We start from the raw sequence: 24,364 nt of genomic DNA on the forward strand, positions 1-24,364 counted from the left end.
AAACATCCGGCGGCATCAAGAAGAATGCAGGAGGCCAACATGATCGTCACGACAAACCCCGCAACCGGCGACAGGCTCGCCGCCTACGACCTTCACGATGACGCCTATGTCGAGACGGCCCTGGCGGCGGCCGCAAATGCGCAGAAGATATGGCGGAAACGGCCGGTCGGGGAGCGCGTCCACCTTCTTCGCAACATCGCCAAAGCCCTGCGCGCCGGCAAGAGTCGCTACGCCGAAATGGTCACGCGGGAGATGGGCAAGCCTATCGTGGAGGCAGAGGCCGAGATCGAAAAATGCGCCTATAACTGCGATTTTTACGCCGAGCACGCGGCGGATTATCTGGCCGATGAGGCTCTGGTGTCGAATGCCTCGCAAAGCGCCGTTGTCTTCGACCCGCTCGGCGTCGTGCTCGCGATCATGCCGTGGAACTATCCTTTCTGGCAGTTCTTCCGTTTTGCAGCGCCGGCATTCGCGGCCGGCAACGGCGCCATTCTGAAGCATGCCAACAACGTTCCCGAATGCGCGCTGGCAATCGAAGAGATCATGCGAGAGGCGGGCTGCCCGGAGGGCCTGTTCGCCACGCTGCTGATCGAACCGTCGAAAGTGGCCGCAATCATTGCCGACGACCGCATCGCGGCGGTAACGCTGACCGGGTCGACCGAGGTGGGGGCGATCGTCGCATCGCAGGCCGGCAAGGCGCTGAAGAAACAGGTGCTGGAACTCGGCGGCTCCGATCCGTTCATCGTGCTTGCCGACGCCGACCTCGAGGAGGCGGCCACCGTGGCGGTGAAAGCCCGCTACATCAATGTCGGCCAGTCCTGCGTCAACGCCAAGCGCTTCATTGTCGAAGAAAGCATTGCCGACCGCTTCGTCGAACTTTTTTGTGCCAAGGTCGCCGCGCTGAAGATCGGCGATCCCATGGCGCGCGACACGAATATCGGCCCGATGGCGCGCGAGAACCTGATGACCGGTCTTCATGCCCAGGTCGAAAAGACGGTCGCGGCAGGCGCCAGGCTGATGGCAGGCGGCAAACCGCTCGACCGAGCCGGCTTCTACTACGCGCCGACGGTGCTCGATCACGTGCGTCCCGACATGGCGGCATTCTCAGAAGAAACTTTCGGGCCGGTCGCGGCCATTATCCGCGTGAAAGACGCGGTGGAAGCGGTTCGTCTGGCGAACCAGACGGAATACGGCCTCGGCTCCGCGATCTGGAGCAGGAACATCGAGCGCGCCCGACAGCTGGCGCGTGAAATCGATGCGGGCGCAGTCTTCATCAACGGCATGGTCGCCTCCGATCCCCGCTATCCCTTCGGCGGCATCAAACGCTCCGGCTACGGCCGGGAACTCGGGGTCTATGGGATCCGCGAATTCGTCAACATCAAGACTGTCTGGATCGGACCGGCCGTGGCGGCTGAGCCCGCCAAGAAAATCTCGGAAAAGGCAGGTGCGCAATGACACAGCCGGCAATCCTGCGCCCGAAGGACATCAGCTCCAATGACCGTGGAAACGGGGCGCGCACCACGCCGCTGGTGACACGAAAATGCGGCTCAACCAGCATGATCAACGGCATTACCGCCTTCGATCCGGGTGCGGCGATAGGGCTTCACAAGCACAATTGCGAAGAGAGCGTGATGATCCTCGACGGACAGGCGATCGCCGAGATCGATGGTGTCCAACATCACCTCGGACCCAACGACACGACCTGGATTCCGGCGAACATTCCCCACCGCTTCATCAACGCGTCGAAAACCGAGCCCATGCGGATCTTCTGGATCTATGCCTCGATCGATGCGACGCGCACCATGATCGCCACAGGTGAGGAGCGGGCGATCGATGCGGAACACCATCAGCCGGGGGCGAGATTATGATCGTCGGCGCCGCCGCGATCGTTCGGGCGGTCGCGTAGCGTCCGCCCGAAATCGTTTATGCTTTAGGCGCGGGCCGGCAGCAGGGGATAGCCGACCATGACGGCGCGGCCGAGGAGGGCGGCGACGAAGGCCTTGATCACATCGCCGGGAACGAAAGCCATCGAGCCGACGAAGGCTTTCGGGAAGCCGAGACCGGCGACCGTCGCGAGATAGGTGATGCCGAAGGCGTAGAGCACGACGATGCCGCCGACCATGGCGGTGAGGAAGAAGCTCACCGTCTGTACCAGGCCGGACTGCCGGTCGTTGATCAGCCGCTCGCTGAGATAACCGGTGACGAAGGCGGCAAAGATCCAGCCGATGAGGAAGCCGGCCGTCGGCGAGGCGAAGATGGCAAGCCCGCCGCGGCCGCCGGAAAGCACCGGCAAGCCGATGGCGACGAGCAGGAGCACGATCAGCACGGCAACGGCGCCGCGCCGGGCGCCGAGCACGACGCCGGCCATCATGACGCCGAGCGATTGCGCGGTGATCGGCACCGGAATGAAGCCGAGCGGGATCGGCGGCAGCAGGCCGAGCGCCACGATGATTGCGGCAAAGAGGGCGGTGAGAACGAGGTCGCGGGTGCTCATCATGAATTCCGTGGTTAAAATTGGTTAACTTCCATGCCGCCGAATGCCACGCGCGTCAATCGCTGCGGCGATATTATCCGCATCCTTGAGCGTCAGGATGATCAGCGGCGCAAGCAGGCTCGCCGGCCGGACCTTCAGCCCACGCGCCCTGTGTGCCTCGCGGATCGCCTGGTAACGGTCAACGATTTCAGGCACGAAACGCAGGACCAGCCCCAACGCCAGGCCGATATCGTCGGCCCGAACCCGGCCGGTGCGCTCCAGCGGGCGGGCAAGTGCCGTCACTTCGTCGATGAAGGCGGTGATCGACGTGGTCGCGGTCACGGCGGCGGCGAGCAGCATCAGCGCCGTCAGCCGCAACGGCGGCACGAGCGCCTGCTGCCAGGGATTGAAGAGCAGGTTGAAGAGCGCGACGACGGCGATCGTCAGGAAGATCGGCCGCAGCCGCCGCAGCGCGGCGCCGAGCGGCAGGCCGACCATGCTGTAGAGGATCGCCGCCGCCAGCACGGCGAGAGACAGCAGCACGAGATTGCCGGTGATGAACAGCAGGATGCTGAAGATCGCAAGCGACAGCAGTTTCACCCGCGGCGAAAGCCGATGCATTACGCTGTTGCCTTCGACATAGAGCGACTGCATCAGAGGACGATCTCCCTGTAGCGGGCGATCGCCTCCGTCGCCGGCGCATCCGCGGCAAGCCGCCCTTCATGAAACAGCAGCACCCGCTCGAAACCGGCGATCAGCTCCAGATCATGGGTGATGACGATGGCGCTTTCGGCAAGCCCGGCGATAATTCCTTCGACCAGCGCCCGGTTCTTGAGATCGAGTTGGTTGGTGGGTTCGTCGAGGATGAGAATGCCAGGCCCCGTCGCCAGCACCGAGCAGAGGGCTGCCACCTGCAGCTCGCCGCCGGAAAGCTCGTGCGCCCGGCGGCCGGCCAGCGCCTCGGCGCCGAAACGGGCCAGCACGCCCTCGACCTTCGCCTCGATCTCCGCCTTGGTGAAGCCGCGCCGCTTCAGCCCGAAGGCGATGTCGTCCCGGACGATCGGCATGATGATCTGGTTCTCTGGCGACTGAAAGATGAAGCCGACATCGGCTGCCGCCGTCCTCTCGTCGGCCGTGTCGCGGCCGTTGACGGTGACCCGCCCGACCGTCGGCTTGGTCAGCCCGTTGATCAGCCGCGCGAAAGTGGTCTTGCCCGAGCCGTTCAGCCCGATGACGCCGATGCGTTTGCCGCTGATGCTAAGCGTCAGCGGCTGTAGCGCCACCCGCGCCCCGAAACTGACCCCGGCACCTTCGAATTCTATATCCAAGCCAGTCCCTCGCATCCTGCGACGCTGGAAAGCGCCTTCAATGGGCAGATCTGCGAAGACCAGCCCTCATCCGGCTGCCGCCACCTTCTCCCCGCTTGCGGGGAGAAGGGATATGCCGCGACCTCTCCATCCCTCGCCAACGTCTCGCATGGCACGTCTCCTCTCCCCGCGAGCGGGGAGAGGGTTAGGGTGAGGGGCAGCCACTGGCGCCGACCTGATAGCAGTGCTTCTACAAAGAGCAAACCTCGCTGTCGACATCCGATAGCGATATCGGGTGGCTAGGAAGATTTTCCGCGTTATGATGCATCCATGACGAATCTGCTCTCCAATTCCGACGCCCGCCGGGTCTTCCTCGCCAAGCAGGGGCTCAGCGCCCCGCCGAACCGCGCTTTGACCAAGGAGGGCCTGCTGCAGCTGATCGGCGAGCTGGGTTTCGTCCAGGTGGACAGCATCCAGACGGTCGAGCGGGCGCACCATCAGATCCTGTTTTCCCGCAACCAGACCTATCGGCGCGAGCACCTGACGGCGCTGCTCGAAAAGGACGGCGCGCTGTTCGAGCACTGGACGCACGACGCCTCGATCTTGCCGAGCGCCTTCTTCGTCTATTGGAAGCACAAGTTCCGCCATCAGGAGAAGGTGATCGTCGAGCGCTGGCGCAAATGGCGCGGCGAGGGCTTCGAGGCGGCCTTCGAGGAGACCTATGAGCGCGTCGAGCGCGACGGCGCGATCCTGGCGCGCGACATCAAGGCCGACGGCCACGTTTCCGGCGGCTGGTGGAACTGGCATCCGAACAAGACGGCGCTCGAATATTTCTGGCACACCGGCAAGTTCGCCATCGCCGGCCGTTCGAACTTCCAGAAGATCTATGATCTCACCGAGCGCGTCATCCCGGCCGAATTCCGCGAGCCGGAGGTGAGCCGCGAGGAATTTATCGACTGGGCCTGCCGCAGCGCGCTCAGCCGCCTCGGCTTTGCCACCCATGGCGAGATATCGGCCTTCTGGAGCCTCGTCTCGCCTGACGAGGCCAAGGCCTGGGTCGCCGCTCATCGCGACGAGCTGATCGAAGTGCTGATCGAACCGGCGCTCGGGGCCAAGCCGCGCCCCTCCTGGGCCTTTGCCGATTTTCTCTCGACGCTCGACAGCTACCCCGCCGCGCCGCCGCGCATCCGCGTGCTCAGCCCCTTCGACCCGATGATCCGCGACCGTAACCGCACCGAACGTCTATTCGGCTTCTTCTACCGCATCGAAGTCTTCGTACCCGAGCCGAAGCGCGAATATGGCTATTACGTCTTCCCGCTGCTCGAAGGCGATAGGCTGATCGGCCGCATCGACATGAAGGCGGATCGGAAGAAATCGACGCTCGATGTCAGGCGGCTCTGGCTGGAACCCGGTGTGAAACCTTCGGCGGGGCGGCTGGAGAAGCTGGAGGCGGAATTGGACCGGGTGGCGCGGTTTGCGGGGGTGGAGAAGGTTGTGTTGCTGGAGGGGTGGAGAGGATGACGAATTATCCTCTGCCCGTCACCGCGCCCTCACAAGGGAGGCCGTGATAAGTGCCGGCCGAATGAAGCACCAGCTGCGGTGCGTCTCTGTGCGCCGACGGTGAGTTTGGCAACAACGCCAACCACACTCGCCGTCATCCCAGGCCTCGAGCCTGGGATCCATGCCACGACTACCGGTGGGTGCGGCCTGGATGCTCGGCTCAAGGCCGAGCATGACGGAGAGTGGGGTGGGCAGGAGACACATTCACACCGCAGATGCCCGTATCAGCCGCCATCCGCTAGCGAAATCAGGCAGTCGGTCACGGCCTGAATTGATCGTGATGAGGGAGGAGAAACCCTCAGCAGATCTCCGTCTTGCTGATCTTGATGCCAAAACCTTCCAGGCCGACATAGTGGCGTTCGCGGCTGGTCAGCAGCTTGATCGAGCTGACGCCGAGGTCCTTGAGGATCTGGGCGCCGAGGCCGATTTCCAGCCATTCGCTGTCGCGGGTCTGGGCTTCGGCATGGGCTTCGCGGCCCTGGTTGCGGGCCTTGCGGCCGTTGTCGTAATGGCCGACGCCGACCGAGCCCTCGCGCAGATAGACGATGACGCCGCGGCCTTCCTCGGAAATCTTCTGCATGTAGAAATCGACCGGGCTGTTCTTGCCGAACAGATCCTCGGCGACACTCTCCGGATGCAGACGCACCGGGATGTCGACGCCGTCGCGGATGTCGCCGAAGACGACGGCGAGATGCTGCATCGGGTCCCAGGGCAGGGAATAGGTATGAGCCTTGGCCTTGCCGAACGGGGTGTCGATGTCGAAGCTCGTGCCGTGCTCGACCAGCGTTTCCTTGCGCTGGCGATAGGCGATGAGATCGGCAACGGAGACGAGCTTCAGCCCGTGCTTCTCGGCGAAATCGACCACCTGCGGACCGCGCGTGACGGTGCCGTCGTCATTGACGAGTTCGGAGATGACGCCGATCGGCGGCAGGCCGGCGAGCTTGCAGAGGTCGACGGCGGCTTCCGTATGGCCGGAGCGCATCAGCACGCCGCCTTCGCGCGAGACAAGCGGAAAGATATGGCCGGGACGGACGAAATCGGCGGCGCCGACGTTCGGATTGGCGAGGTTGCGCACCGTCAGCGTCCGGTCGTCGGCGGAGATGCCGGTCGTCGTGCCGTGCTTGAAATCGACGGAGACGGTGAAGGCCGTCGTGTGGGCCGAATCGTTTTCCGCCACCATGGCGTTGAGGTTGAGGCGCTTGGCCTCCTCCTTCGGCATCGGCGCGCAGACGATGCCGGATGTGTGGCGGACGATGAAGGCCATCTTCTCCGGCGTGGTATGGACGGCGGCGACGATCAAGTCGCCCTCGTTCTCGCGATCGTTGTCGTCCATGACGACGACGATCTCGCCGGCCTCGAAGGCCCGGATGGCGTCGACGACGCGCTTCTGATCATACGACATGGGACACTCCTATTTCAGGCGGCCGGTCTGGCCGCGGTCGCGAAGATAATGGTCGGCGATGGCGCAGGCGACCATCGCCTCGCCGATCGGCACGGCGCGGATGCCGACGCAGGGGTCGTGCCGGCCCTTGGTGCGGACATCGACATTCTTGCCGTCGGCATCGATCGACTGGCGCTCGGTCAGGATCGACGAGGTCGGCTTGACGGCGAAACGCGCCACCACCGGCTGTCCAGTCGAGATCCCGCCAAGAATACCGCCGGCATTGTTGGAAAGAAAGATCGGCACGCCGTCATTGCCCATGCGCATCTCGTCGGCATTGTCTTCGCCTGAGGTTTCGGCGGCGGCAAAACCATTGCCGATCTCCACACCCTTGACGGCGTTGATCGACATCAGCAGCGAGGCGATATCCTGGTCGAGCTTGGAATAGATAGGCGCGCCAAGGCCGGCCGGCACGCCTTCGGCGATCACTTCGACGACGGCGCCGATCGAGGAGCCCGCCTTGCGGATGCCGTCGAGATATTCCTCCCACACCGGAACGATCGCCGCATCGGGGGAGAAGAACGGATTCTGGCCGACCTGATCCCAGTCCCAGTTGCGGCGGTCGATCTTGTGCTTGCCGATCTGCACCAGGGCGCCGCGCACCGCCACGCCGGGCACCACGAGACGGGCGATGCCGCCGGCGGCGACCCTTGCTGCTGTCTCGCGCGCCGAGGAGCGGCCGCCGCCGCGATAATCGCGAATGCCGTATTTGAGGTCATAGGTAAAATCGGCATGGCCGGGGCGGAATTGCCGGGCGATCTCGCCGTAATCCTTGGAGCGCTGATCGGTGTTTTCGATCAGCATCGAGATCGGCGTGCCTGTCGTCGTCATCGTCTCGCCGTCGGCGTCGAGCATGACGCCGGAGAGCACCTTCACCAGGTCGTCCTCGCGCCGCTGCGTTACGAAGCGGGATTGCCCGGGCTTGCGCTTGTCGAGCCAGACCTGCAGGTCCTCGAGCTTGAAGCGCAGTCCCGGAGGGCAGCCGTCGACGACGCAGCCGAGCGCCGGACCATGGCTTTCGCCCCAGGTGGTTACGCGGAAGAGGTGACCGAATGTATTGTGCGACATGTGTTCCCACGGTGGCGCGCCAAAGCCGGTTGCGCCATTGCTTGAAAAGGCGCGACACTCATAGGCCAAAAAACCGTCGAGGCAAAAGCCTTTCTTTGCGTCAAACCGGCGGTGGCGGAAATGCTGTTTCCGTCCATATCAACGGAAGGCGGTCAGGATGCCAGCCGCCATCCCGTTCCGGTGGCTTCGGTGGTGAAATCATCGAAGGAGAGCGGCCGCGAGAAGGCATAGCCCTGCAGGATATCGCAGCCGAGATCGCGCAGCAGTTCGGCATGGGCCGCCGTCTCTACCCCTTCGGCCACCGTCTCGACGCCGAGCGAGCGGGCGATGTCGATGATCGAGCGGACCAGCGCCCGCTCCTGCGTGGCGCCGACGATCGGCTGCACCAGCTGACGATCGATCTTCAGCCGCTTGGGCTTCAGCTTCAACAGGCTGACGATCGAGGTATGGCCGGTGCCGAAATCGTCGATCTCGATATCGATGCCGAGCGCCTTGATGTGCTCGAGATTGTGCGAGACGACGTCCTCGCTCTCGTCGAGGAAGATCGATTCCACCAGTTCGAAGGAAAGCTCGCCGGGGCGGATATGCAGGTCGGCGAGCGATTCCAGCAGGCTGCCGTCATGCAGCCGCCGCGCCGAAACATTGACCGAGACCTTGGGCACGGCAATGCCTTGCGCCGTCCAGCGCATCTTGTCGCGCAGCGCCGTTTCCAGCACGATCCGGTCGAGCATCTGCACGACATTGATCTCGTCGGCGATGCGCAGGAACTTGTCGGGCGCAAGCCACCCCTTGGACGGATGTTTCCAGCGCACCAGCGCCTCCACACCGGTCAGCTCCATCGTCCGGGCTGAGAATTGCGGCTGGTACCAGGCGGTGAACTCGCCATTGTCGATGCCGGCGAGGATCTCATCGGCCGTGCGCTTGGTGTTGACGATGTCGGCCTGGAGATTGTGATTGAAGAATTCGAAGCGATTGCGGCCCGTGCTCTTGGCGCGGTAGAGCGCGATATCGGCATTGATCAGGACCTTGCGCGCATCGACGTGAATGCCGTTGGCAAGCGCCACGCCGATCGAGACGCCGCAGCGGCAGGAAAAACCCTGGAAATCGATCGGCTGGCGCATCTCCTCGATGATCCGCGCCGAAAGCTGCGCCATCTCCGTGTCGCCGACATCCAGGGCGAGGATGACGAATTCGTCGCCGCCGATGCGCGCGACGATATCGCTGCCGCGCACATTCTTGGCGAGCACCTTCGAGGCGTGCACCAGCATGGCATCGCCGGCGGCATGGCCAAGCGTGTCGTTGATGTCCTTGAAGCGGTCGAGGTCGATGTGCAGGATCGAGAATTTCTGCCGGTGCCGGCGGCCGTCATTCGTCAGCTCTTCGAGCGCGATATCGAGCTTGCGGCGATTGGCGAGGGCGGTCAGCGGGTCGTGCAGCGAATTGTGCTCGATCCTGTTCTTGGCAAGCTCGAGCTCGATATTCTTGGCGACCGCTTCGTCCTTGGCGGCTTTCAGCCGGATCGTCATCAGCACGTCTTCGGTGGCATCGAAGGCGATGCCCATGATCTTCATCTCGCCGGTTCCCGTCTGGTGGACCTTGCCGACCGAGCGGACGTAGCGCACTGCGCCGCCATCGACGATCACCCGGCAGACGAGGGTGTGGGTATCGCCGTTCTTCTTGAAGTGGCGCGCGCTTTCCAGCGCCAGCCCCCGGTCCTCGGGGTGGATGCAGCCAAGCCAGGTCTCTTCGGTCATGAAGCCGTTGCGCGGCGCAAGCCCATAGAGTTCGTGCATGCGCTCGTTCCAGATCGAGCCGCCCCGGTCGGGCCGCGCTTCCCAGATGCCGCATTGATAGGAATTGAGCGCCAGGTCGAGCCGGCTCGATAGCTCGGCGAGTTGTCCCTCGCGGCTGGAAAGCTCTTCAAGCGCCAGCTCCAGCTCGGCATTCTTGACCTCGCTCATGTCTTTCGCCTTGCGCAGCGTATCGGTCGTCTCCGCATCGGCGGTCACGTCCCAGACGATGCCGATCGTCCTGCTGACGCCGCCGGCATCGGTATAAAAGGCGCCGACCGAGCGGAGATGGCGGATGCCGCCATCGGCCCGCACGATGCGGTACTGCGCCGTGCAGGCGGCGCCGGCGATGCTGCAGCTGAAGAAATGCACTTCGGCGATCTCGCGGTCCTCGGGCAGGATCGCCGCCAGCCATTCGTCGAGCGCCCGGCTTCCTTCCTGCGCCGGCTTGCCGTGCAGGGCCGCCGCACGTGCATCCCAGAGCAGGCTGCTCGAATGATCTTCCAGCTCCCAGATGCCGATATTCGAGGATTCCAGCGCCAGATCGAGCCGCTGCGACAGTTCCTTGAGTTTCGCCTCGCGCGTTTCCAGCTCGGTGATATTGCGATTGCGCTCGCCGAGCAGAAGGGTCGCGAAGAAGATCGGGATGATGATGATGCAGCCGGCGGCAAGGACGATCAGGCGCAGCTCGGTGCGGTTCTCCGGTATCGCGTCCCAGCCGCTGTTCGGAACGACGGAGAGTTCCCACTTGCCGCCGGCAAAGCCGATCTTCTGGCGCATCGGATTCTTGTCGTCGATCTCGGAGGACCCGAAGAACGGCGCGGCTGTCGCGGCCCTCGCCGGTGAGCCGATATCCCGGAGGGCGATCGATAGATGGTTGAGATGCGGAAAACGTTCCCGGTTCTCGCGGTCGCGCGCCGGCATGAGCCCGGTCGCCTCGTAGAACATCTGCTGGTCGATGATGAGTTCGACCGCCCCCCACAGCCGCCGTTGGCCGTTCTCCTTGACGAAAACCGGGAAGAATATTGCAAAGCCGTCCCGGCCGTCGGTGCTGACAGGGCCATAGAAGCGCGCCGACTGATCGCCGGCCGCCGGCGTCATGGCCTGGCGTGAAAACAGCGTTGCTCGCACGTCGCGACCGATCTCCTCATTGCCGGGTAGCCTGGGATAGACGTTGTCGATAATGAAATCCGGTGCGACGGCGATGTGAATGAAGGACGGATTCTGGATCAGCAGCCAGTTGATCTGCCGCTCCATCTCCTCTCCGTTTGCGGCGCTGACGGAGATCAGATTGGCAAGGTCGCGGACCATGCTGAGGTCCATATTGATCTCGGCCATCACCCGGGCGCGGATGAGGTTTGCCTCGCTTTCGGTGCGGATATGAAGTTCGCGCTCATAAGATTGAGTATTGGCCCGATCGAGGCCGAAGCCGACCATGATGACGACAAGGGCGACAAGCGATGAAACCAGAAACGAGACGCGGGTATTCTTCAACACGCGCCGCAACTGCTTGTTGTCGCTCAGCCTGGATAACAAAATGAAACCCCCATCGTCCGGGCAACTGTAGGGGGCGGGGGTTAATTTACGATTGCCCGCAGGCGATGCTGTTGACGGAATGATGCTTCATTCAAAGAGTTCGGCATGTGTACCGGCAGCCACGAACACAACCAGATTCTTTTTTTCATCTACCGTGTAGATAAGGAGAAAATCCCCGCCGATATGACATTCTCGATGATCTTTCCAGTCACCCGTCAGCTCGTGGTCCTTAAGTTCGGCCGGTAGAGGACCATCGTTATCGACGATCAAGCCGATGACTCTCTTCAGTGCGACCATGTCATATCGGCCAGACCTCGAAAGACGCTCCCAATCTTTTTGGAGTTGCCTGGTATGGCTTGATTGCCGCGGCAGCGAAGCCCGCTTGCTGGAGGCGGACTTCGCTTGTTTCTTGTCACTTGGCAATCTTGTTTCTCTCAAGTGACTCGAACAGCTCTTCAGCACTATTAAAATGCTCGCCGCGACCCGCCTTGATGGCTCTTGCTTCCTCCATCGCAGCGATTGTTTCGGCGTTCGGGCGAGTCAACTCCACCGGAAGAGCTTTATCCCGGGCAATCCTGGTTAAAACGATGCGGATGATATCCGAGGTCGTCAAACCGAGACTGTCGAGTACCAACGCGGCGCCATCCTTCACCGAAGGGTCAATGCGGGCGCGCACATATGCGTTTGCAGCCATCTTTGCCTCCTTGTCGAGTGGACGAGTATGTAGCCCAACTGAGCAACATTTTCAAGCGGCGGGATATGCTTCCTCAAGAAATCGAACCGTTACTTGTCTTACAGGTGTTAATTGTCTGATTTTAGGGTGACCCATCTGAAATCATTCTGTCCAATGCGGAGAAATCGTTGGTAGACCGCAAAAGCAGCGGTTAACGCTATGTCTTGATTATATTTAAAATCCTATTCATCAATTAGGCGGGAAAAGCCATTCTTACGGGCAATTTTCGCCATATTCAGGAGGCTATGTGTGGCCAGTCATGTTCTCGTGCAGCGTCTGAAAAGGATTGTCGCCATGCGTTTCGTCGTCGCCACGCTTTTGGCAACAGCAAGTTTTCTGTCGCCGATGAGCGGTTTTGCCGAGAGCGCCGATGTCGAGGCGACGATCAAGAAGGTCGACACCGCCAATCTGGTGCTGACGCTCGATGACGGCAAAACCTATCAGGCGCCCGAGGAATTCAATTTCGACGGCCTCGAAGCCGGCGTGAAGGTCATCGTCTTCTACACCGAGGTAGACGGCAAGCGCGTCATCAACGATCTCGATATCGTCAAGTAGGAAGCCTGAACGTCTAGATCGGCTATAAAATTCATCTTCATTCAGCTACATATATACACTATGACCCGTCGGCGCAGAGCAAACGCAACGGTGTGGGACAATCGTGTCCGCTATGGAGAATGATCGTATGAAGCACGCCTCGATCATAGTGCGCGCGGATTGGGATGAGGAGGCTGGCGTTTGGGTTGCCAGCAGCAACGATATCGAAGGGTTGGCGATCGAGGCAGACACCCTCGAAGCTCTTGAGCCTAAGGTTGTCGCAGCTATAACCGATCTTTTCGAGCTGAACGGTTTTACTTCGAGCCTGCCGGAAATTCCTATCCATATTATGGCCGAACAGCTCGTTCGCATTCCCAATCCGACCTACTGAGCACATGGCCGGCTATCTACGTGAACTCAAAGAGCTGCTGTTGAAAGCTGGCTGCGGATATGTGCGGCCGGGAAAGGGTGATCACGAAATCTGATATAGCCGATTTCCAACCGCCATTTCACGGTCGATCATGGGGTAAAATCGCGCCATACGGCCGATGAGACGCTGAAACAGGCCGGACTTCCGAAAGCATTTTGATTCAGGTGCGACGCCCTACAGCCAGACGATCGTCCGCTCAGTCGTATCGATCCTGACAATCTGGTCCTGCGGGATCCCGCCGTCGGCAGCGCTGCTCTTCGGCAGGTCGGCGATCATCTGGAACAGTGTGCGGATGACGCCGCCATGGGTGACGCAGACGGTGGGACGATCGACGGATTGCAGCCATGAGCCGGTGCGCCAGGAGAGAATCTCGTAGCTTTCCGCATCGTCGCCCGGCGGGATGAAATCCCATTTCGAGGCGTTGCGTTCGGCCACCCGCTCGCGCTGCGTCGCCTTCAGCTCCTTGAGCGTCGAGCCCTCCCAGTCGCCGAAGGAGATCTCGACCAGCCTCGGATCGGTGCGATAGGCAAGCGGCGGCAGGCCCATGGCGCCGCGCACGATTTCCATGGTCGCGCGCGTGCGCTGCAGCGGGCTTGCGACGAAATCGAATTCATCGACCGTGTCGCCGAGAATTTCGCCAAGCGCCACCCCGTTCTGCCGGGCCTGTTCCAGGCCCGTGGCGTTCATCGGGATGTCCTTCTGGCCCTGCAGGCGGCGCTCGGCATTCCAGTCGGTCTGGCCGTGTCTGATCACGTAGATAAGCACGGTCTCTGCTCCGGGAATGCTTCAGTCCTTGACGACCGAAATGTCAGGGGCGTCGACCGCCTTCATGCCGATGACATGATAGCCGCTGTCGGCATGGTGCACTTCGCCGGTGACGGAGCGCGAGAGGTCGGACAGCAGATAGAGGCCGACATCGCCGACTTCCTCGATGGTGACGGTGCGGCGCAGCGGCGCGTTGTATTCGTTCCACTTCAGAATATAGCGGAAATCGCCGATGCCGGAGGCTGCAAGCGTCTTGATCGGGCCGGCCGAGACGGCGTTGACGCGGATGTTCTGCGGTCCGAGGTCGACGGCCAGATACTTGACGCTCGCTTCGAGCGCGGCCTTGGCGACACCCATGACGTTATAGTTCGGCATCACCTTTTCGGCGCCGTAATAGGTCAGCGTCAGCATGGCGCCGCCATCCGTCATCAGCTTCTCGGCGCGGCGTGCGACCGAGGTGAAGGAATAGACGGAGATCTGCATCGTCTTGGCGAAATTGTCGGCCGAGGTGTCGACGTAGCGGCCGGTCAGCTCGTCCTTGTCGGAGAAGCCGATCGCATGCACGAGGAAATCGATCTTGCCCCAGAGCTTTTCGACGTTTCCGAAAACCTCGTCGATGGTGGCTTCGTCGGCAACGTCACAGTGGCCGACCAGCGTCGCGCCGATTTCGGCGGCGAGCGGCTCGACGCGCTTCTTCAGCGCATCGCCCTGGTAGGTGAGCGCAACTTCTCCGCCCTGCGCATGAATGGCCTTGGCAATACCCCACGCAATCGAGCGATTGTTGGCGACACCCATGATGACGCCGCGTTTGCCTGCCATGAGGCCGGATGCTTGAGCCATATTTCGCTCCCTAGGAATTCTGATTGATCCTGCCTATGGCATAGGCCGCTAATCGGTTCAAGCTTGGCCTGGATCATCAACTGTTAGGTTTCGTAACAAAGGGTGCGAAAGTCATAAATATTTCACAGGAACAGGCCTTCGCGCATGCTCCGCATGAGATCGGTGACTTTATCGTCGGGCTTTTCCCACAGGATAATGCGCAATTCGACGACGAGATCGCCTCTGCCGCCCTCTTCGCGGGGCAATCCCTGGCCGGGGATATTGATCGTCTTGTCCGAGCCCGACCATGCGGGAACCGTGACGGTGAGCGGCCCGCTCGGTCCCTCGATGCGCGCCTCGGTGCCGAGAACGGCATTTTCGATGCTGAGCGGCAGCACCGCATGCAGATCGAAACCGTCGACCGTGAAGCGCGGATCGGGCGCAATGCGGATGTTGATGACGGCATCGCCGCGCTGCATGCCCGGCAGCTTGAAGCCCTGTCCCTTGAGCCGCAGCTCGTGACCATCCCTTGTGCCGGCCGGCAATGCGAAGCCGATCTCGCGGCCCTCCGGCAGTGACGCGGTGATCCAGCCGCTCTTCAGCACGTCGTCGATCGTTACCGTCGCCGTCGCCACCTCGTCCGGTGCTTTTTCCAGGCCGGTATCCTTGGCGCCGGTGAAACGGCGCACCAGGGATGTCAGGATACTGAGCGGCAGCGGCAGGTTGGCGCCGGCATTCGGCCCAGCCTCGCCGGCCTCCTCGTCGTTCCTGGTATCGGCCTCGGCGGCGTCGCCATCCACGCGCCTGCCGGCCTCGCTCGCCTGTTGGTTCTGGGCCTGTTGATTCTGTGTCTGCTGGCTCTGGGCCTGCTGGTATTGCGCCTGTTGCGCGCGAGCCTGCGCCTGGCCGCCGGCCGCAGCGCGGGCCTGGGCGCCGAAAATGCGATCGACCATCTCGTCGGCGGGCTCGGCCGATCCTGCCTGTTGTCTGGAGCCGTCGGCGGCGGCCTTCTGGGCGGCGCGCGCAAGCTCTTCCATCACCCGCTCGGCATTGGCCTGCGCCGCCTTGGCGCGCACGGCGGCCTCACGCGCGGCCTGGCGCTGCTGCATGATCGTCTGTTCGTTCTTCTTGGCTTCCGCCATCCGCACGGCATTGTCGAACAGGCTGCGTTTGCGCGGGTCCTTCAGCGTTTCATAGGCGCGGCCGATCTCGGCGAACCGGGCCGTTGCCGTCGGGTCACCCTGATTGTGGTCGGGATGGGCTGACTTGGCCATGTTGCGCCAGGCCGCCTTGATCTCGTCCGCTGCCGCGTCGCGCTTGACGCCCAGAATTTTATAAGGATCGCGCATGTTAAACCGCCGGTGTTGCGATGCGGGAAGCCACGTCCTTGCCCGGCATCCCGAAATTCCGAAATCAAAAACCCAATAACAATTCGCGCCATCCCGCCGCATAGGCAGGGACAACCACTCTCAACGCTGATCGTGCGTCGGAGTTGCTAATCACTTCTTATTTCTATGGAGAGATGTGGAGTGTTTTGCGCCGAATGGTTAGCTCTTTGCTAAGCATTCGGCTGAAAGGCGTCGGGCGTTAACCTGTCGGCGAGCCGGATCGGCTCGTTCCCCGGATCATCTTTCCCGCCGGAAATTAACTTTCCGGCTGGAAGCTCAAGAGCTGCCAGTTGCCGCCGCCGACGAGGCAGGTCTTGCCGTAGAATTTGGCGATGCCGACATAGGAATGCCGCGTCGTGCGGAATTGGCGGCAGACCTGGCCCGACTCATTGTTCTCGACGATCGTATCGATGACGCCGGCGCTGCCCGTCGATGCATTCGCCCAGGGAAGCGGTTGGCCCTCGAGCCTTTGCACATCGGCCGAGGTTACGGCATTGCGCACGGTCATCTCGTCCGACAGCGTATCGGTGCTCGGCGGCGTCTGCGGCACGGTGCCGGTTGCCACCGACCGGTCGACCTTGGCTTCGCTGAGAAAATCCATGCCGCCTGCCAGGCAGCCGGAAAGCGAAAGCATTGCGGCGCCGATGACGAAGAACGTGCTGCTGCGACGCCGCAGGCCCTTTGTATGGCGATATGACTTTGCTATGACTTCCACCCTGCATCCTGTCCAGTTATCAAAAGCTGGGCGAGTTTTGAATAATCCGGGGCATTTGAACCAATATGTCGGCAAACGAGTTAACAAGCGGTGACTTTACCGAAAGTGGCGAACCCTTCAAGCTCTTTGCCGAATGGCTTGGCGAAGCGGAGGCTTCCGAACCCAACGACCCGAACGCCGTAGCGCTGGCAACGGTCGATGAGGATGGTCTTCCCAATGTCCGCATGGTTCTCCTGAAGGGATTCGACGACAACGGTTTCGTCTTCTACACCAATTTCGAGAGCCAGAAAGGCCGTGAAATTCTGGGCCAGAAAAAGGCGGCCATGTGCTTTCACTGGAAAAGCCTGCGCCGCCAGGTAAGGCTGCGCGGCCCGGTCGAGATCGTCACCGATGCCGAGGCCGACGCCTATTTTAAGACGCGGGCCCGCGGCAGCCGGATCGGCGCCTGGGCCTCGAAGCAATCTCGCCCGCTCGAAAGCCGTTTCGCGCTTGAGAAAGCCGTGGCTGAATATACCGCCCGTTATGCCATCGGCGAAATTCCGCGCCCTGCCCATTGGTCGGGCTTCCGCATCCGGCCGACCTCGATCGAATTCTGGAAGGACCAGAACTTCCGCCTGCATGACCGCATCGAATTTCGCCGGCCGTTGCCGGAAGGCGCATGGGACAAGGTCAGGATGTATCCGTAAACTGCCCTATTTGCCCATCAGCTTCAGCGGAATGCCGGAGGCAAGGGCGGAGACGTAGCGTCGCTTCTGGTAAAAACCGTTGAGCGAAATGCGCGAGAGATAGCCGGTTTGCGCTGCCGCCGGCAGCCCTGGCTGGGTGGTGACCGCAAGCTCAAAGCCGAGATTTCTGGCAATCGCCGCCTCGCGGCTGGTCGCAGCCTCCGGCGTGCCGTAGGGATAGGCGATCGTCTTGGGACGGTTTCCTGTTATCGCCTCGACGTAGTCGGCCGAAACCTGCATTTCTATCCGCGCTTCGGCTTCCGGCAGGCGGGCCAGCGCCCGATGACTGATCGTATGAGCGCCGAGCGTGGCGAGCGGATGGTTCGCCAGCCGCTGCAACTGGCCGGGCTCCATCACCAGCGCGCGGGTGATATCGGTCGGCTCGATGCCGTTTTCCCGCGCCAGCATGTCGATCGCGGCGACGGCGCGCGCCTCGTCGGACCGGTGGATAAAGGCGGCGAATCGGTCGAAGGCATCCCATTGCTGCTGCGGATCGTCGAGTGCCAGCCGCTCGCTGCCACGGCCGAAATTGAAGCGAAGTTCGCCTGACCGGCGCAGGAGGACAGCGAGCGTCTCCCACCAGATGCTGTGCGAGCCCTCGGCAAAACCCTTGGCGACGAAGACCGTGAACGGCGCCCGATGCTGTTCGAACACCGGCAGTGCGTGCTCCAGATTGTTGATGTAGCCGTCGTCGAGCGTGAAGGCGGCAAACGGCTTTCCGCCCTCGGGCTCGGCCAGCAGCGCCGGCACCTGATCGAGCGGCACGAAACGATAGCCCTCCCGCTTCAGCCGCCGCAGTGCCGTATCGAGAAAGCCGGGGGTGATTTCGAGATGCGCATTCGGCTCGAACGCCTGCGGCACGTGCGGGCGGACATGATGCAGCGTGAAGACGACGCCGCGTCCGCGCGCCTGGCGCATCAGCCCGGCGGCGGCAATCAGCCAGGAAAGCTCGAGCCCGGCGCCGATCGCCGCGCGTTTTGCCAGTCGCTTCAATTGTCCCGTCATGCGCCGTCCGTTGCTTTTTGCCGGAAACTAGCAAGCGCGGCTTAAGCCTTGCTGAATCCCGATTTCGCACGGCTCCTTTCATTTCCTGTTAACCAAGGCGATGAAAAGACTAGAAAAATGGTAGGAGTTGCCTCAAAGTCGCGCCAAACTTGTCGCTTCTGTCACGTTACGGCACAACGCCGATCCTATCGAGCGTCGACGCATCAAGGGGAACTGCATGAGAACGCTTCTGGCGGCTGTTTTGACCGTAACGCTGGCCGTTTCGGCGCCTCTTGCGGCTCTGGCCGGCAGCGCTTCATTGGTCCTCGATGCCCGCACCGGCAAGGTTCTCGCCGCCGAAAACGCCGATACGCTGAACCATCCGGCCTCGTTGACGAAGATGATGACGCTCTACCTCACCTTCGAAGCTTTGAAGCGCGGCAAGATCGCCTGGGATACGCCGATCAAGATGTCGAAATACGCCGCTTCCCGGCCGCCGACCAAGCTCGGCGTCAAGGCTGGCGGCACGATCACCGTGCGCGAGGCGGTCTATGGCATGATCATCAAATCCGCCAATGATGCCGCCTCCGCCATGGGCGAGAAGCTCGGCGGCTCGGAAAGCGGTTTTGCCCGGATGATGACGGCCAAGGCCCGCCAGCTCGGCATGAGCCGCACTGTCTTCGTCAACGCGTCCGGCCTGCCGGACGGCCGCCAGGTCACCACGGCGCGCGATATGTCGACGCTCGCCATCGCGCTGATGAAGAATTATCCGAACGAATACCGGCTGTTTTCGGTGGCAAGCTTCAATTTCCGCGGCCGCACCGTGCGCGGCCACAACAATCTGATGTACCGCTACCAGGGCATGGACGGCATCAAGACCGGTTATACCAACGCCTCCGGCTTCAATCTCGTCAGCGCTGTTCGGGACGGCAACCGCCGCGTCGTCGGCGTCGTGCTCGGCGGCCGCACCGCCCGCAGCCGCGACGACAAGATGGCCGGTCTGCTCGACCGTTATCTCGGCCGTGCCTCTTCTTCCGGCGGCGCCAAGCTGGTGGCGAGCGTCGGCGCCAGGGAGCCTGTAGAAGTTGCCTCCGCCGCCGACGATTCCGATGTTCCGGTGCCGCTCAGCGCACCGCGCCCGGCCGACGATCTCGCAGCAAAGAGCCTGGCCTATGCCGATGACGCCGTCGTGCCGCTGGAGCGTCCGGTCGCAATGGACGAAATCCTGAACGCCGGCAAGGCGCCGAAAATGTCGGCGGAAAAGACCGATGGCGACTGGCAGATACAGATCTCGGCCGCCCCGAGCGCCGATGCCGCGCGCGCGCTTCTCGCCCAGGCAAAGTCTGAAGGCGGCGCGCCGCTGGTTTCCGCCTCGCCCTATACCGAGGCGGTCGGCAAGGGCGCCAACAAGATCTACCGCGCCCGCTTCGTCGGCTTCGCCAGCAAGGACGCAGCCGTTTCCGCCTGCGATGCGCTGAAGCAGCGCTCCTACGACTGCATGCTGCTGCCGGACCACAGCTGATCGCCGCAGGAATTCAAAGTGTTACAGCGTCCTTTGCGCGTTTGAACAAACGCGCGGCGCTGTAAGACAATCGACTCTGGACAAGCATCGGGAATCAGCGTCTCTTCCATAAACAAAAGGAGAACGCCGATGTTGCGTCGTCTTGCCGACCAGTTCGAAATCTCATCCGCCGCCCATGTCGCCGCCAATGGCATCGAACGCGATGCCGACTGGTTTCTGTTGAAGCTGCAGGAGGAAATGGGCGAGCTGACGCAGGCCTGGAACCGGCTGACCGGCCGCGGCCGTGCGAAAGGCCGCTCGCCCGAGGAGATGCAGCGCGATCTGGCCGACGAGACCGCCGACCTTCTCGGACATCTCCTGCTGTTTGCCCGCAGCAACGACATCGATCTGGCCGCGGCGATCGAACGCAAATGGCTGTTTCAGCCGGCGGAAGCGCCGAAGAGCTGAAGCATGCCGGTGGCCATCAGCCGACCTTATGCCGATAGAACTTGGTGTCCACCGCCATCAGCGGGAAGGCGCGGGCAGGGCGCTTTTGGCGATCTCGGTAAAGCCGTTCTTCTCGTAGAAGCGATGGGCGGCGACGAATTTGTCGGTCGTGCCGAGGAAGATATCGGTGAGGCCGGCATCCCTGGCATGGGCGAACATGCGGTCGAGGAGAAGCGCCGCCACGCCGTGCTCGCGGCCGCGAACCTTAGCGGCGACGAACATCTTTCGCAGGGCAGCCTGATGATTGCCGATATCCTTCAAACCAAGCGTGCCGACGATGGCGCCATCCTTGACGGCGACCCAGAACTCTCCCTTGCCGGACTGATAGAAATCCGGGATGACCCTCAAATCCGGCTGAGCATCGGCGGTGATATCGATGCCGAATTCTTCGCGCTGGATCGGCAGGATCACCGACAGCACGTCATCGGCGTCGCCTTCCGCGAAACGCCTGATCTCGACCTCTGCCATGACAGGCTCCTTTCGCCTCAGGTCTGGGTGCCGCCGACGGTGATCTGATCGATGCGCAGATGCGGCTGGCCGACGCCGACCGGAACCCATTGGCCGCCCTTGCCGCAATTGCCGATGCCGGTATCGAGCTTCATGTCGTTGCCGATCATCGACACTCGCTTCATCGCATCCGGGCCGTTGCCGATCAGCATCGCGCCCTTGATCGGCGCGCCGACCTTGCCGTTCTCGATCAGATAAGCCTCGGTGCAGCCGAAGACGAACTTGCCGGAGGTGATATCCACCTGGCCGCCGCCGAACGAAACGGCATAGATGCCCTTCTTCACCGAGGCGATGATTTCGTCGGCGTCTTGTCGCCGCCGAGCATATAGGTGTTGGTCATGCGCGGCATCGGCACATGGGCATAACCCTGGCGGCGGCCGTTGCCGGTGGGCTGCATGCCCATCAGCCGGGCATTCTGCCGATCCTGCATATAGCCGACGAGCTTGCCGTCCTCGATCAGCACATTGTAGCCGGAAGGCGTGCCCTCGTCGTCGATGGTAATCGAGCCGCGGCGATTGTCGATCGTGCCGTCGTCGACGACGGTGACGCCGGGGCGGCGACCATCTGGCCGAGCAGGCCGGCAAAGGCCGACGTCTTCTTGCGGTTGAAATCGCCTTCCAGCCGTGGCCGACGGCTTCGTGCAGCATCACGCCCGGCCAGCCGGAACCGAGAACGACATCCATCGTGCCCGCCGGCGCATCGATTGCTTCAAGGTTGACGAGCGCCTGGCGCAGCGCCTCGTCGGCGCCGTATTGCCAGCTGCCTTCTGCGATGAAATCGCCGAAGCCGATGCGCCCGCCGCTGCCGTAGGAGCCGCTTTCCTGCCGGTCGCCTTCGCCGACCATGACGGAGATGTTGATGCGGGTCATCGGCCTGATGTCGCGCACGCGATGCCCGTCGGCGCGCAGGATGTCGACCACCTGCCAGCTCGCCGCGACCGAGGCCGTCACCTGCCGCACCTTGTCGTTCTTGCCCTGAGATAGGCGTCGATATCCTGCAGGACCTTGACCTTCTCCTCGAAGCTCGGCTGCCGATCGGGTTCTGGTCGCCGTAGAATTTCTTGTTGGTGCCTTGCGGGCGGCCGCATAAGAGCCGGAATAGCCGCGCGTCACGGCGCCCACCGCATCCGCCGCCCGCTTCAGCGCCGCCACCGAGAGATCGCCGGCATGGCGTAGCCCACCGCTTCGCCAGCGACGGCACGCAGGCCGAATCCCTGCTCGGTGTTGAAGCTGCCGCCCTTCAGCCGGCCATTGTCGAAGGTCAGCGCTTCGGCCTGCGCATGCTCGATGAACAGCTCGCCATCATCGGCGCCGGCGAGCGCCTCGGCAACCAGACCACGCATCGTGGCTTCATCGGCATCGAATAGCGTCAGGAGATCGGTGGTCATGGTATGGCTCCAATGGCATGCGTCGGAATGCGCTTACGCCTTAGATAGGGCTCCAACCGACAAAGAGTGAAGCCCTGACTTCGAATTATTCTTTGTGGGAGAGGTTATCTTGGCGTTGTGCGACGCAGTCCCGTTCGTGCGGATGGCTGCCCCTCACCCTAACCCTCTCCCCGTAAACGGGCGAGGGACGTGCCATACGAGAGGCCTCTGCGAGGGACAGAGAGGTTGCCGCACATCCCCTTCGCCCCGCAAGCGGGGAGAAGGTGCCGGCAGGCGGATGAGGGGCGGACCCGCGCCGCGCCACGCTCGCATGCCCTCAAGGCAGCGCGTCAAAACCTTCGGCGAAACCCTTGAGATCAACAGGAATGCCGATGCCTTCTTCGGGGTCTGGAAGACGATGAAGGTGGCCTGGGCGCCGCTGCGGAAGGTCTTCAGCAGCTCGTCTTCGAGCACGACTTCGGCATAACAGCCATCGGCGAAGCAGCGGACGAAATAGGCGCGGCCGATATCCTTGCCGTCGACATTGAGGCCGAGGCCGTTCGGCAGCAGCACGCCGAGCGGTGCGAGCACGCGCAGAATCTTCGACTTGCGGTCGGCCGTCTTCAGGACGACGACGGAAAGCCCGACCTCCGGCCGATCCTCGGCGATGACGTTCTGCATCAGCGCGCATTGTTCGGTCGCAGCACCGGCCGGCTTGTCACAGACGACGGACCATGCGCCATGATTGGACTTCACCGTGCCCGGCGCCTGCGGCTGAGTCTGGCCGGGTGTTACCTGGATATTCGGATTGGCCGTGCTCGGCTGCTGCGGCGTTGTAGCGGGAGCAGGGCAGGGCCGCAGCCGGCGGCTTGGCGGGCGCCGGCGTCGGTTGCTGCTGTGCGAAAACGGGCGTCGTCGCCGCGGCCGCGATGCTGGCAGTCACGAGAAGCGACTGCGCGAGGGAACGGAAACCCATGGAAACCTCTGGATATCGAATCATTGCGGCTATTGTTGAAGCTGCCCACCAAAAATGAAAAGCCCCACCCCGTGAAAACCGGGGACTGCGGCGGAAATTGGACCTTTCGGCAAGAATGTGCGGCGCGCGGATTGGCCGGAAAGCCGATTTTTCATATGCTGATGAAAAACTTGGGATGTTTTGCCCTTCCGGCCTGCCTATGCTTTCAGCAAAAATGCCGCATAGACAATTGCTCTGGCCTGTTGCGGCAAATGCCAAACTGTGGTTTGAAGCGCTGAAGATGGCAAGGATTCTGCGTTCTATTTTGCAGGTCAAGCGCTCGAGGGAGATAATAAGGTGATGAAGAAGGCTTATGCAGCCCTGACCACGCTGGTCTGTCTGCTTTTTGCTTCCGGCACATATGCCGACCAGCCGCTGCCGTGGCAGGCAACGCTGCAGCCGGCGGCAACGCCGATCATGCGGGAAATCCATTGGTTCGAACAATATACCCTGTGGTTTATCGTTCCGATCACGCTCTTCGTTCTGGTGCTGCTCATTGTCGTCTGCGTCAAATTCCGCGCCAGCGCCAATCCGGTACCTTCGAAGACGAGCCACAACACGCTGATCGAGATTGCCTGGACCGTGGGCCGGTCCTGGTGCTGCTTCTTCTCGCCATTCCTTCGTTCAACCTGCTGACGGCGCAGCTGACGCTGCCTGAAAACCCCGACGTGACGATCAAGGCGACCGCCACCCAGTGGCAGTGGAACTACGAATATGAAGGTTCGGGCGACAGCCCGCTGGCTTTCGACAGCTACCTGTTGAAGGATCAGGACCGCCCTGCCGCCGGCAAGGAAGACAAGTCGATCTATCCGAGACTTCTGGCCGTCGACAATGAGCTGGTCTTGCCTGTCAACAAGACGGTGCGCGTTCTCGTCACCTCGGCCCCGACCGACGTCATCCACGCTTTCGCCATGCCGTCCTTCGGCGTCAAGATCGATGCCGTGCCGGGCCGCCTGAACGAGACCTGGTTCCGGGCCGAGCGCGAAGGCCTGTTCTATGGCCAGTGTTCCGAGCTCTGCGGCAAGGACCATGCGTTCATGCCGATCGCCATCCGCGTCGTCTCCGAGGACAAGTACAAGCAGTGGCTGACCACAGCCGCCAGCGACCTGCCCGGCGCCTACAAGACACTCATGGCCGCAACCGATGGTCCCGCAAAGACCCTCGACGTCGCCGAAGCACAGTAATTAAGGGATCGGACAA

At 62.3% G+C, this 24,364-nt stretch carries 22 protein-coding genes and 5 pseudogenes; 11 read left to right on the forward strand and 16 right to left on the reverse strand.

The window, feature by feature from the left end; translation table 11 throughout:
- Window positions 1–39: 39 nt before the first annotated feature.
- Window positions 40–1,455, forward strand: coding sequence for an NAD-dependent succinate-semialdehyde dehydrogenase (locus tag CO657_RS03045; RefSeq protein ID WP_054181915.1), 1,416 nt, complete (start codon window positions 40–42; stop codon window positions 1,453–1,455).
- On the forward strand, window positions 1,452–1,868 hold the full coding sequence (locus CO657_RS03050) for a cupin domain-containing protein (RefSeq protein ID WP_054181482.1): 417 nt from the start codon (window positions 1,452–1,454) through the stop codon (window positions 1,866–1,868). Before CO657_RS03045 ends, CO657_RS03050 begins: the two co-directional genes overlap by 4 nt.
- A gap of 62 nt (window positions 1,869–1,930) precedes the next feature.
- On the opposite strand, the gene CO657_RS03055 is transcribed toward CO657_RS03050, so the two are convergent.
- From CO657_RS03055 to CO657_RS03065, 3 genes are read right to left on the reverse strand one after another with little or no spacing between them, the layout of a single operon-like run.
- Window positions 1,931–2,494, reverse strand: a complete 564-nt coding sequence (locus CO657_RS03055) for a biotin transporter BioY (RefSeq protein ID WP_003588128.1) — start codon at window positions 2,492–2,494, stop codon at window positions 1,931–1,933.
- 24 nt (window positions 2,495–2,518) lie between these two features.
- Window positions 2,519–3,127: an energy-coupling factor transporter transmembrane component T family protein gene (locus CO657_RS03060; protein WP_003588127.1), complete on the reverse strand. Its 609-nt coding sequence runs from the start codon at window positions 3,125–3,127 to the stop codon at window positions 2,519–2,521.
- Entirely contained in the window at window positions 3,127–3,801 is a 675-nt protein-coding gene (locus tag CO657_RS03065; RefSeq protein ID WP_054181483.1) for an energy-coupling factor ABC transporter ATP-binding protein, read from the reverse strand. The genes CO657_RS03060 and CO657_RS03065 overlap by 1 nt, the downstream gene beginning before the upstream one ends.
- Window positions 3,802–4,110: 309 nt before the next feature.
- On the opposite strand from CO657_RS03065, the gene CO657_RS03075 reads away from it, so the two are divergent.
- The gene (locus CO657_RS03075) at window positions 4,111–5,301 is read left to right on the forward strand and encodes a winged helix-turn-helix domain-containing protein (RefSeq protein ID WP_054181484.1); all 1,191 of its coding nucleotides are present in this window, start codon (window positions 4,111–4,113) and stop codon (window positions 5,299–5,301) included.
- A gap of 337 nt (window positions 5,302–5,638) precedes the next feature.
- Here the strand turns inward: CO657_RS03075 and ribB are convergent, their stop codons facing one another.
- From ribB to CO657_RS03100, 5 genes are all read right to left on the reverse strand, one after another.
- Complete coding sequence (ribB, locus tag CO657_RS03080) at window positions 5,639–6,742, reverse strand: 3,4-dihydroxy-2-butanone-4-phosphate synthase (RefSeq protein WP_054181485.1); 1,104 nt, start codon at window positions 6,740–6,742, stop codon at window positions 5,639–5,641.
- A 9-nt stretch (window positions 6,743–6,751) separates the two neighbouring features.
- Window positions 6,752–7,849, reverse strand: coding sequence for a chorismate synthase (gene aroC / locus CO657_RS03085; protein WP_054181486.1), 1,098 nt, complete (start codon window positions 7,847–7,849; stop codon window positions 6,752–6,754).
- 152 nt (window positions 7,850–8,001) lie between these two features.
- A complete protein-coding gene (locus CO657_RS03090; RefSeq protein ID WP_054181487.1) occupies window positions 8,002–11,175 on the reverse strand; it encodes a bifunctional diguanylate cyclase/phosphodiesterase in 3,174 nt (1,057 codons plus the stop codon).
- Window positions 11,176–11,262: 87 nt separating this feature from the next.
- A complete protein-coding gene (locus CO657_RS03095; RefSeq protein WP_245292931.1) occupies window positions 11,263–11,637 on the reverse strand; it encodes a type II toxin-antitoxin system YafQ family toxin in 375 nt (124 codons plus the stop codon).
- Window positions 11,588–11,869 (reverse strand): type II toxin-antitoxin system RelB/DinJ family antitoxin, encoded by a 282-nt coding sequence (locus tag CO657_RS03100; protein ID WP_054181489.1) that lies wholly within the window; start codon window positions 11,867–11,869, stop codon window positions 11,588–11,590. The genes CO657_RS03095 and CO657_RS03100 overlap by 50 nt, the downstream gene beginning before the upstream one ends.
- 333 nt (window positions 11,870–12,202) lie before the next feature.
- Between CO657_RS03100 and CO657_RS03105 the strand changes: the two genes are divergently transcribed.
- The 3 genes and pseudogenes from CO657_RS03105 (at window position 12,203) to CO657_RS37190 (ending at window position 13,031) form a co-directional block, all read left to right on the forward strand.
- Window positions 12,203–12,463 (forward strand): DUF1344 domain-containing protein, encoded by a 261-nt coding sequence (locus tag CO657_RS03105; RefSeq protein WP_003569889.1) that lies wholly within the window; start codon window positions 12,203–12,205, stop codon window positions 12,461–12,463.
- Window positions 12,464–12,590: 127 nt separating this feature from the next.
- Window positions 12,591–12,833 carry a DUF1902 domain-containing protein gene (locus tag CO657_RS03110; protein WP_012556801.1) on the forward strand — a complete coding sequence of 81 codons (243 nt, stop codon included), beginning with the start codon at window positions 12,591–12,593 and terminating at the stop codon, window positions 12,831–12,833.
- A gap of 4 nt (window positions 12,834–12,837) precedes the next feature.
- A pseudogene (locus tag CO657_RS37190) lies at window positions 12,838–13,031 on the forward strand (type II toxin-antitoxin system HicA family toxin).
- Window positions 13,032–13,046: 15 nt separating this feature from the next.
- On the opposite strand, the gene CO657_RS03120 reads toward CO657_RS37190, so the two are convergent.
- The 4 genes from CO657_RS03120 to CO657_RS03135 all read right to left on the reverse strand — a co-directional run bounded on the left by CO657_RS03120 (window position 13,047) and on the right by CO657_RS03135 (window position 16,559).
- Window positions 13,047–13,637, reverse strand: a complete 591-nt coding sequence (locus tag CO657_RS03120) for a histidine phosphatase family protein (RefSeq protein ID WP_054181490.1) — start codon at window positions 13,635–13,637, stop codon at window positions 13,047–13,049.
- A 21-nt stretch (window positions 13,638–13,658) separates the two neighbouring features.
- Window positions 13,659–14,477 carry an enoyl-ACP reductase FabI gene (gene fabI, locus CO657_RS03125; RefSeq protein WP_003588115.1) on the reverse strand — a complete coding sequence of 273 codons (819 nt, stop codon included), beginning with the start codon at window positions 14,475–14,477 and terminating at the stop codon, window positions 13,659–13,661.
- A gap of 122 nt (window positions 14,478–14,599) precedes the next feature.
- Window positions 14,600–15,805 (reverse strand): DnaJ C-terminal domain-containing protein, encoded by a 1,206-nt coding sequence (locus CO657_RS03130; RefSeq protein ID WP_054181491.1) that lies wholly within the window; start codon window positions 15,803–15,805, stop codon window positions 14,600–14,602.
- 295 nt (window positions 15,806–16,100) lie between these two features.
- Window positions 16,101–16,559: an RT0821/Lpp0805 family surface protein gene (locus tag CO657_RS03135; RefSeq protein ID WP_003588112.1), complete on the reverse strand. Its 459-nt coding sequence runs from the start codon at window positions 16,557–16,559 to the stop codon at window positions 16,101–16,103.
- A gap of 65 nt (window positions 16,560–16,624) precedes the next feature.
- Here CO657_RS03135 and pdxH point away from each other — a divergent pair, with 65 nt between their 5' ends.
- Window positions 16,625–17,245, forward strand: coding sequence for a pyridoxamine 5'-phosphate oxidase (pdxH, locus tag CO657_RS03140; protein ID WP_012556803.1), 621 nt, complete (start codon window positions 16,625–16,627; stop codon window positions 17,243–17,245).
- Between the two features lie 6 nt (window positions 17,246–17,251).
- On the opposite strand, the gene CO657_RS03145 is transcribed toward pdxH, so the two are convergent.
- Entirely contained in the window at window positions 17,252–18,289 is a 1,038-nt protein-coding gene (locus tag CO657_RS03145; protein WP_054181492.1) for a polysaccharide deacetylase family protein, read from the reverse strand.
- 217 nt (window positions 18,290–18,506) lie between these two features.
- Here CO657_RS03145 and CO657_RS03150 point away from each other — a divergent pair, with 217 nt between their 5' ends.
- Both CO657_RS03150 and CO657_RS03155 read left to right on the forward strand, forming a co-directional pair.
- Window positions 18,507–19,790, forward strand: a complete 1,284-nt coding sequence (locus CO657_RS03150; RefSeq protein WP_054181493.1) for a D-alanyl-D-alanine carboxypeptidase family protein — start codon at window positions 18,507–18,509, stop codon at window positions 19,788–19,790.
- Window positions 19,791–19,919: 129 nt separating this feature from the next.
- Window positions 19,920–20,237, forward strand: a complete 318-nt coding sequence (locus CO657_RS03155) for a nucleoside triphosphate pyrophosphohydrolase family protein (RefSeq protein WP_003588108.1) — start codon at window positions 19,920–19,922, stop codon at window positions 20,235–20,237.
- Between the two features lie 16 nt (window positions 20,238–20,253).
- Here the strand turns inward: CO657_RS03155 and CO657_RS03160 are convergent.
- From CO657_RS03160 to CO657_RS03170, 3 pseudogenes are all read right to left on the reverse strand, one after another.
- Window positions 20,254–20,744: pseudogene (locus tag CO657_RS03160) on the reverse strand (GNAT family N-acetyltransferase).
- 17 nt (window positions 20,745–20,761) lie between these two features.
- Window positions 20,762–22,170 (reverse strand): annotated as a pseudogene (gene tldD, locus CO657_RS03165) (metalloprotease TldD).
- Between the two features lie 316 nt (window positions 22,171–22,486).
- Window positions 22,487–23,149 (reverse strand): annotated as a pseudogene (locus tag CO657_RS03170) (invasion associated locus B family protein).
- Window positions 23,150–23,222: 73 nt separating this feature from the next.
- Between CO657_RS03170 and CO657_RS03175 the strand changes: the two are divergent.
- On the forward strand, window positions 23,223–23,465 hold the full coding sequence (locus CO657_RS03175; protein WP_128715515.1) for a hypothetical protein: 243 nt from the start codon (window positions 23,223–23,225) through the stop codon (window positions 23,463–23,465).
- Window positions 23,465–24,348 (forward strand): annotated as a pseudogene (gene coxB, locus CO657_RS03180) (cytochrome c oxidase subunit II). The gene CO657_RS03175 and the pseudogene coxB overlap by 1 nt, the downstream one beginning before the upstream one ends.
- The last annotated feature ends 16 nt before the right edge of the window (window positions 24,349–24,364 follow it).

This window comes from Rhizobium acidisoli (genome assembly GCF_002531755.2).
In the GTDB taxonomy this organism is placed as follows: domain Bacteria; phylum Pseudomonadota; class Alphaproteobacteria; order Rhizobiales; family Rhizobiaceae; genus Rhizobium; species Rhizobium acidisoli.

Excerpts from the sequence above, each read along its gene's own strand:
- CO657_RS03045 (WP_054181915.1), top strand. The coding sequence starts at position 40 with ATGATCGTCACGACAAACCCCGCAACCGGCGACAGGCTCGCCGCCTAC.
- CO657_RS03050 (WP_054181482.1), top strand. The coding sequence starts at position 1,452 with ATGACACAGCCGGCAATCCTGCGCCCGAAGGACATCAGCTCCAATGAC.
- CO657_RS03055 (WP_003588128.1), bottom strand. The coding sequence starts at position 2,494 with ATGAGCACCCGCGACCTCGTTCTCACCGCCCTCTTTGCCGCAATCATC.
- CO657_RS03060 (WP_003588127.1), bottom strand. The coding sequence starts at position 3,127 with ATGCAGTCGCTCTATGTCGAAGGCAACAGCGTAATGCATCGGCTTTCG.
- CO657_RS03075 (WP_054181484.1), top strand. The coding sequence starts at position 4,111 with ATGACGAATCTGCTCTCCAATTCCGACGCCCGCCGGGTCTTCCTCGCC.
- ribB (WP_054181485.1), bottom strand. The coding sequence starts at position 6,742 with ATGTCGTATGATCAGAAGCGCGTCGTCGACGCCATCCGGGCCTTCGAG.
- aroC (WP_054181486.1), bottom strand. The coding sequence starts at position 7,849 with ATGTCGCACAATACATTCGGTCACCTCTTCCGCGTAACCACCTGGGGC.
- CO657_RS03100 (WP_054181489.1), bottom strand. The coding sequence starts at position 11,869 with ATGGCTGCAAACGCATATGTGCGCGCCCGCATTGACCCTTCGGTGAAG.
- CO657_RS03105 (WP_003569889.1), top strand. The coding sequence starts at position 12,203 with ATGCGTTTCGTCGTCGCCACGCTTTTGGCAACAGCAAGTTTTCTGTCG.
- CO657_RS03110 (WP_012556801.1), top strand. The coding sequence starts at position 12,591 with ATGAAGCACGCCTCGATCATAGTGCGCGCGGATTGGGATGAGGAGGCT.
- fabI (WP_003588115.1), bottom strand. The coding sequence starts at position 14,477 with ATGGCTCAAGCATCCGGCCTCATGGCAGGCAAACGCGGCGTCATCATG.
- CO657_RS03130 (WP_054181491.1), bottom strand. The coding sequence starts at position 15,805 with ATGCGCGATCCTTATAAAATTCTGGGCGTCAAGCGCGACGCGGCAGCG.
- pdxH (WP_012556803.1), top strand. The coding sequence starts at position 16,625 with ATGTCGGCAAACGAGTTAACAAGCGGTGACTTTACCGAAAGTGGCGAA.
- CO657_RS03145 (WP_054181492.1), bottom strand. The coding sequence starts at position 18,289 with ATGACGGGACAATTGAAGCGACTGGCAAAACGCGCGGCGATCGGCGCC.
- CO657_RS03150 (WP_054181493.1), top strand. The coding sequence starts at position 18,507 with ATGAGAACGCTTCTGGCGGCTGTTTTGACCGTAACGCTGGCCGTTTCG.
- CO657_RS03155 (WP_003588108.1), top strand. The coding sequence starts at position 19,920 with ATGTTGCGTCGTCTTGCCGACCAGTTCGAAATCTCATCCGCCGCCCAT.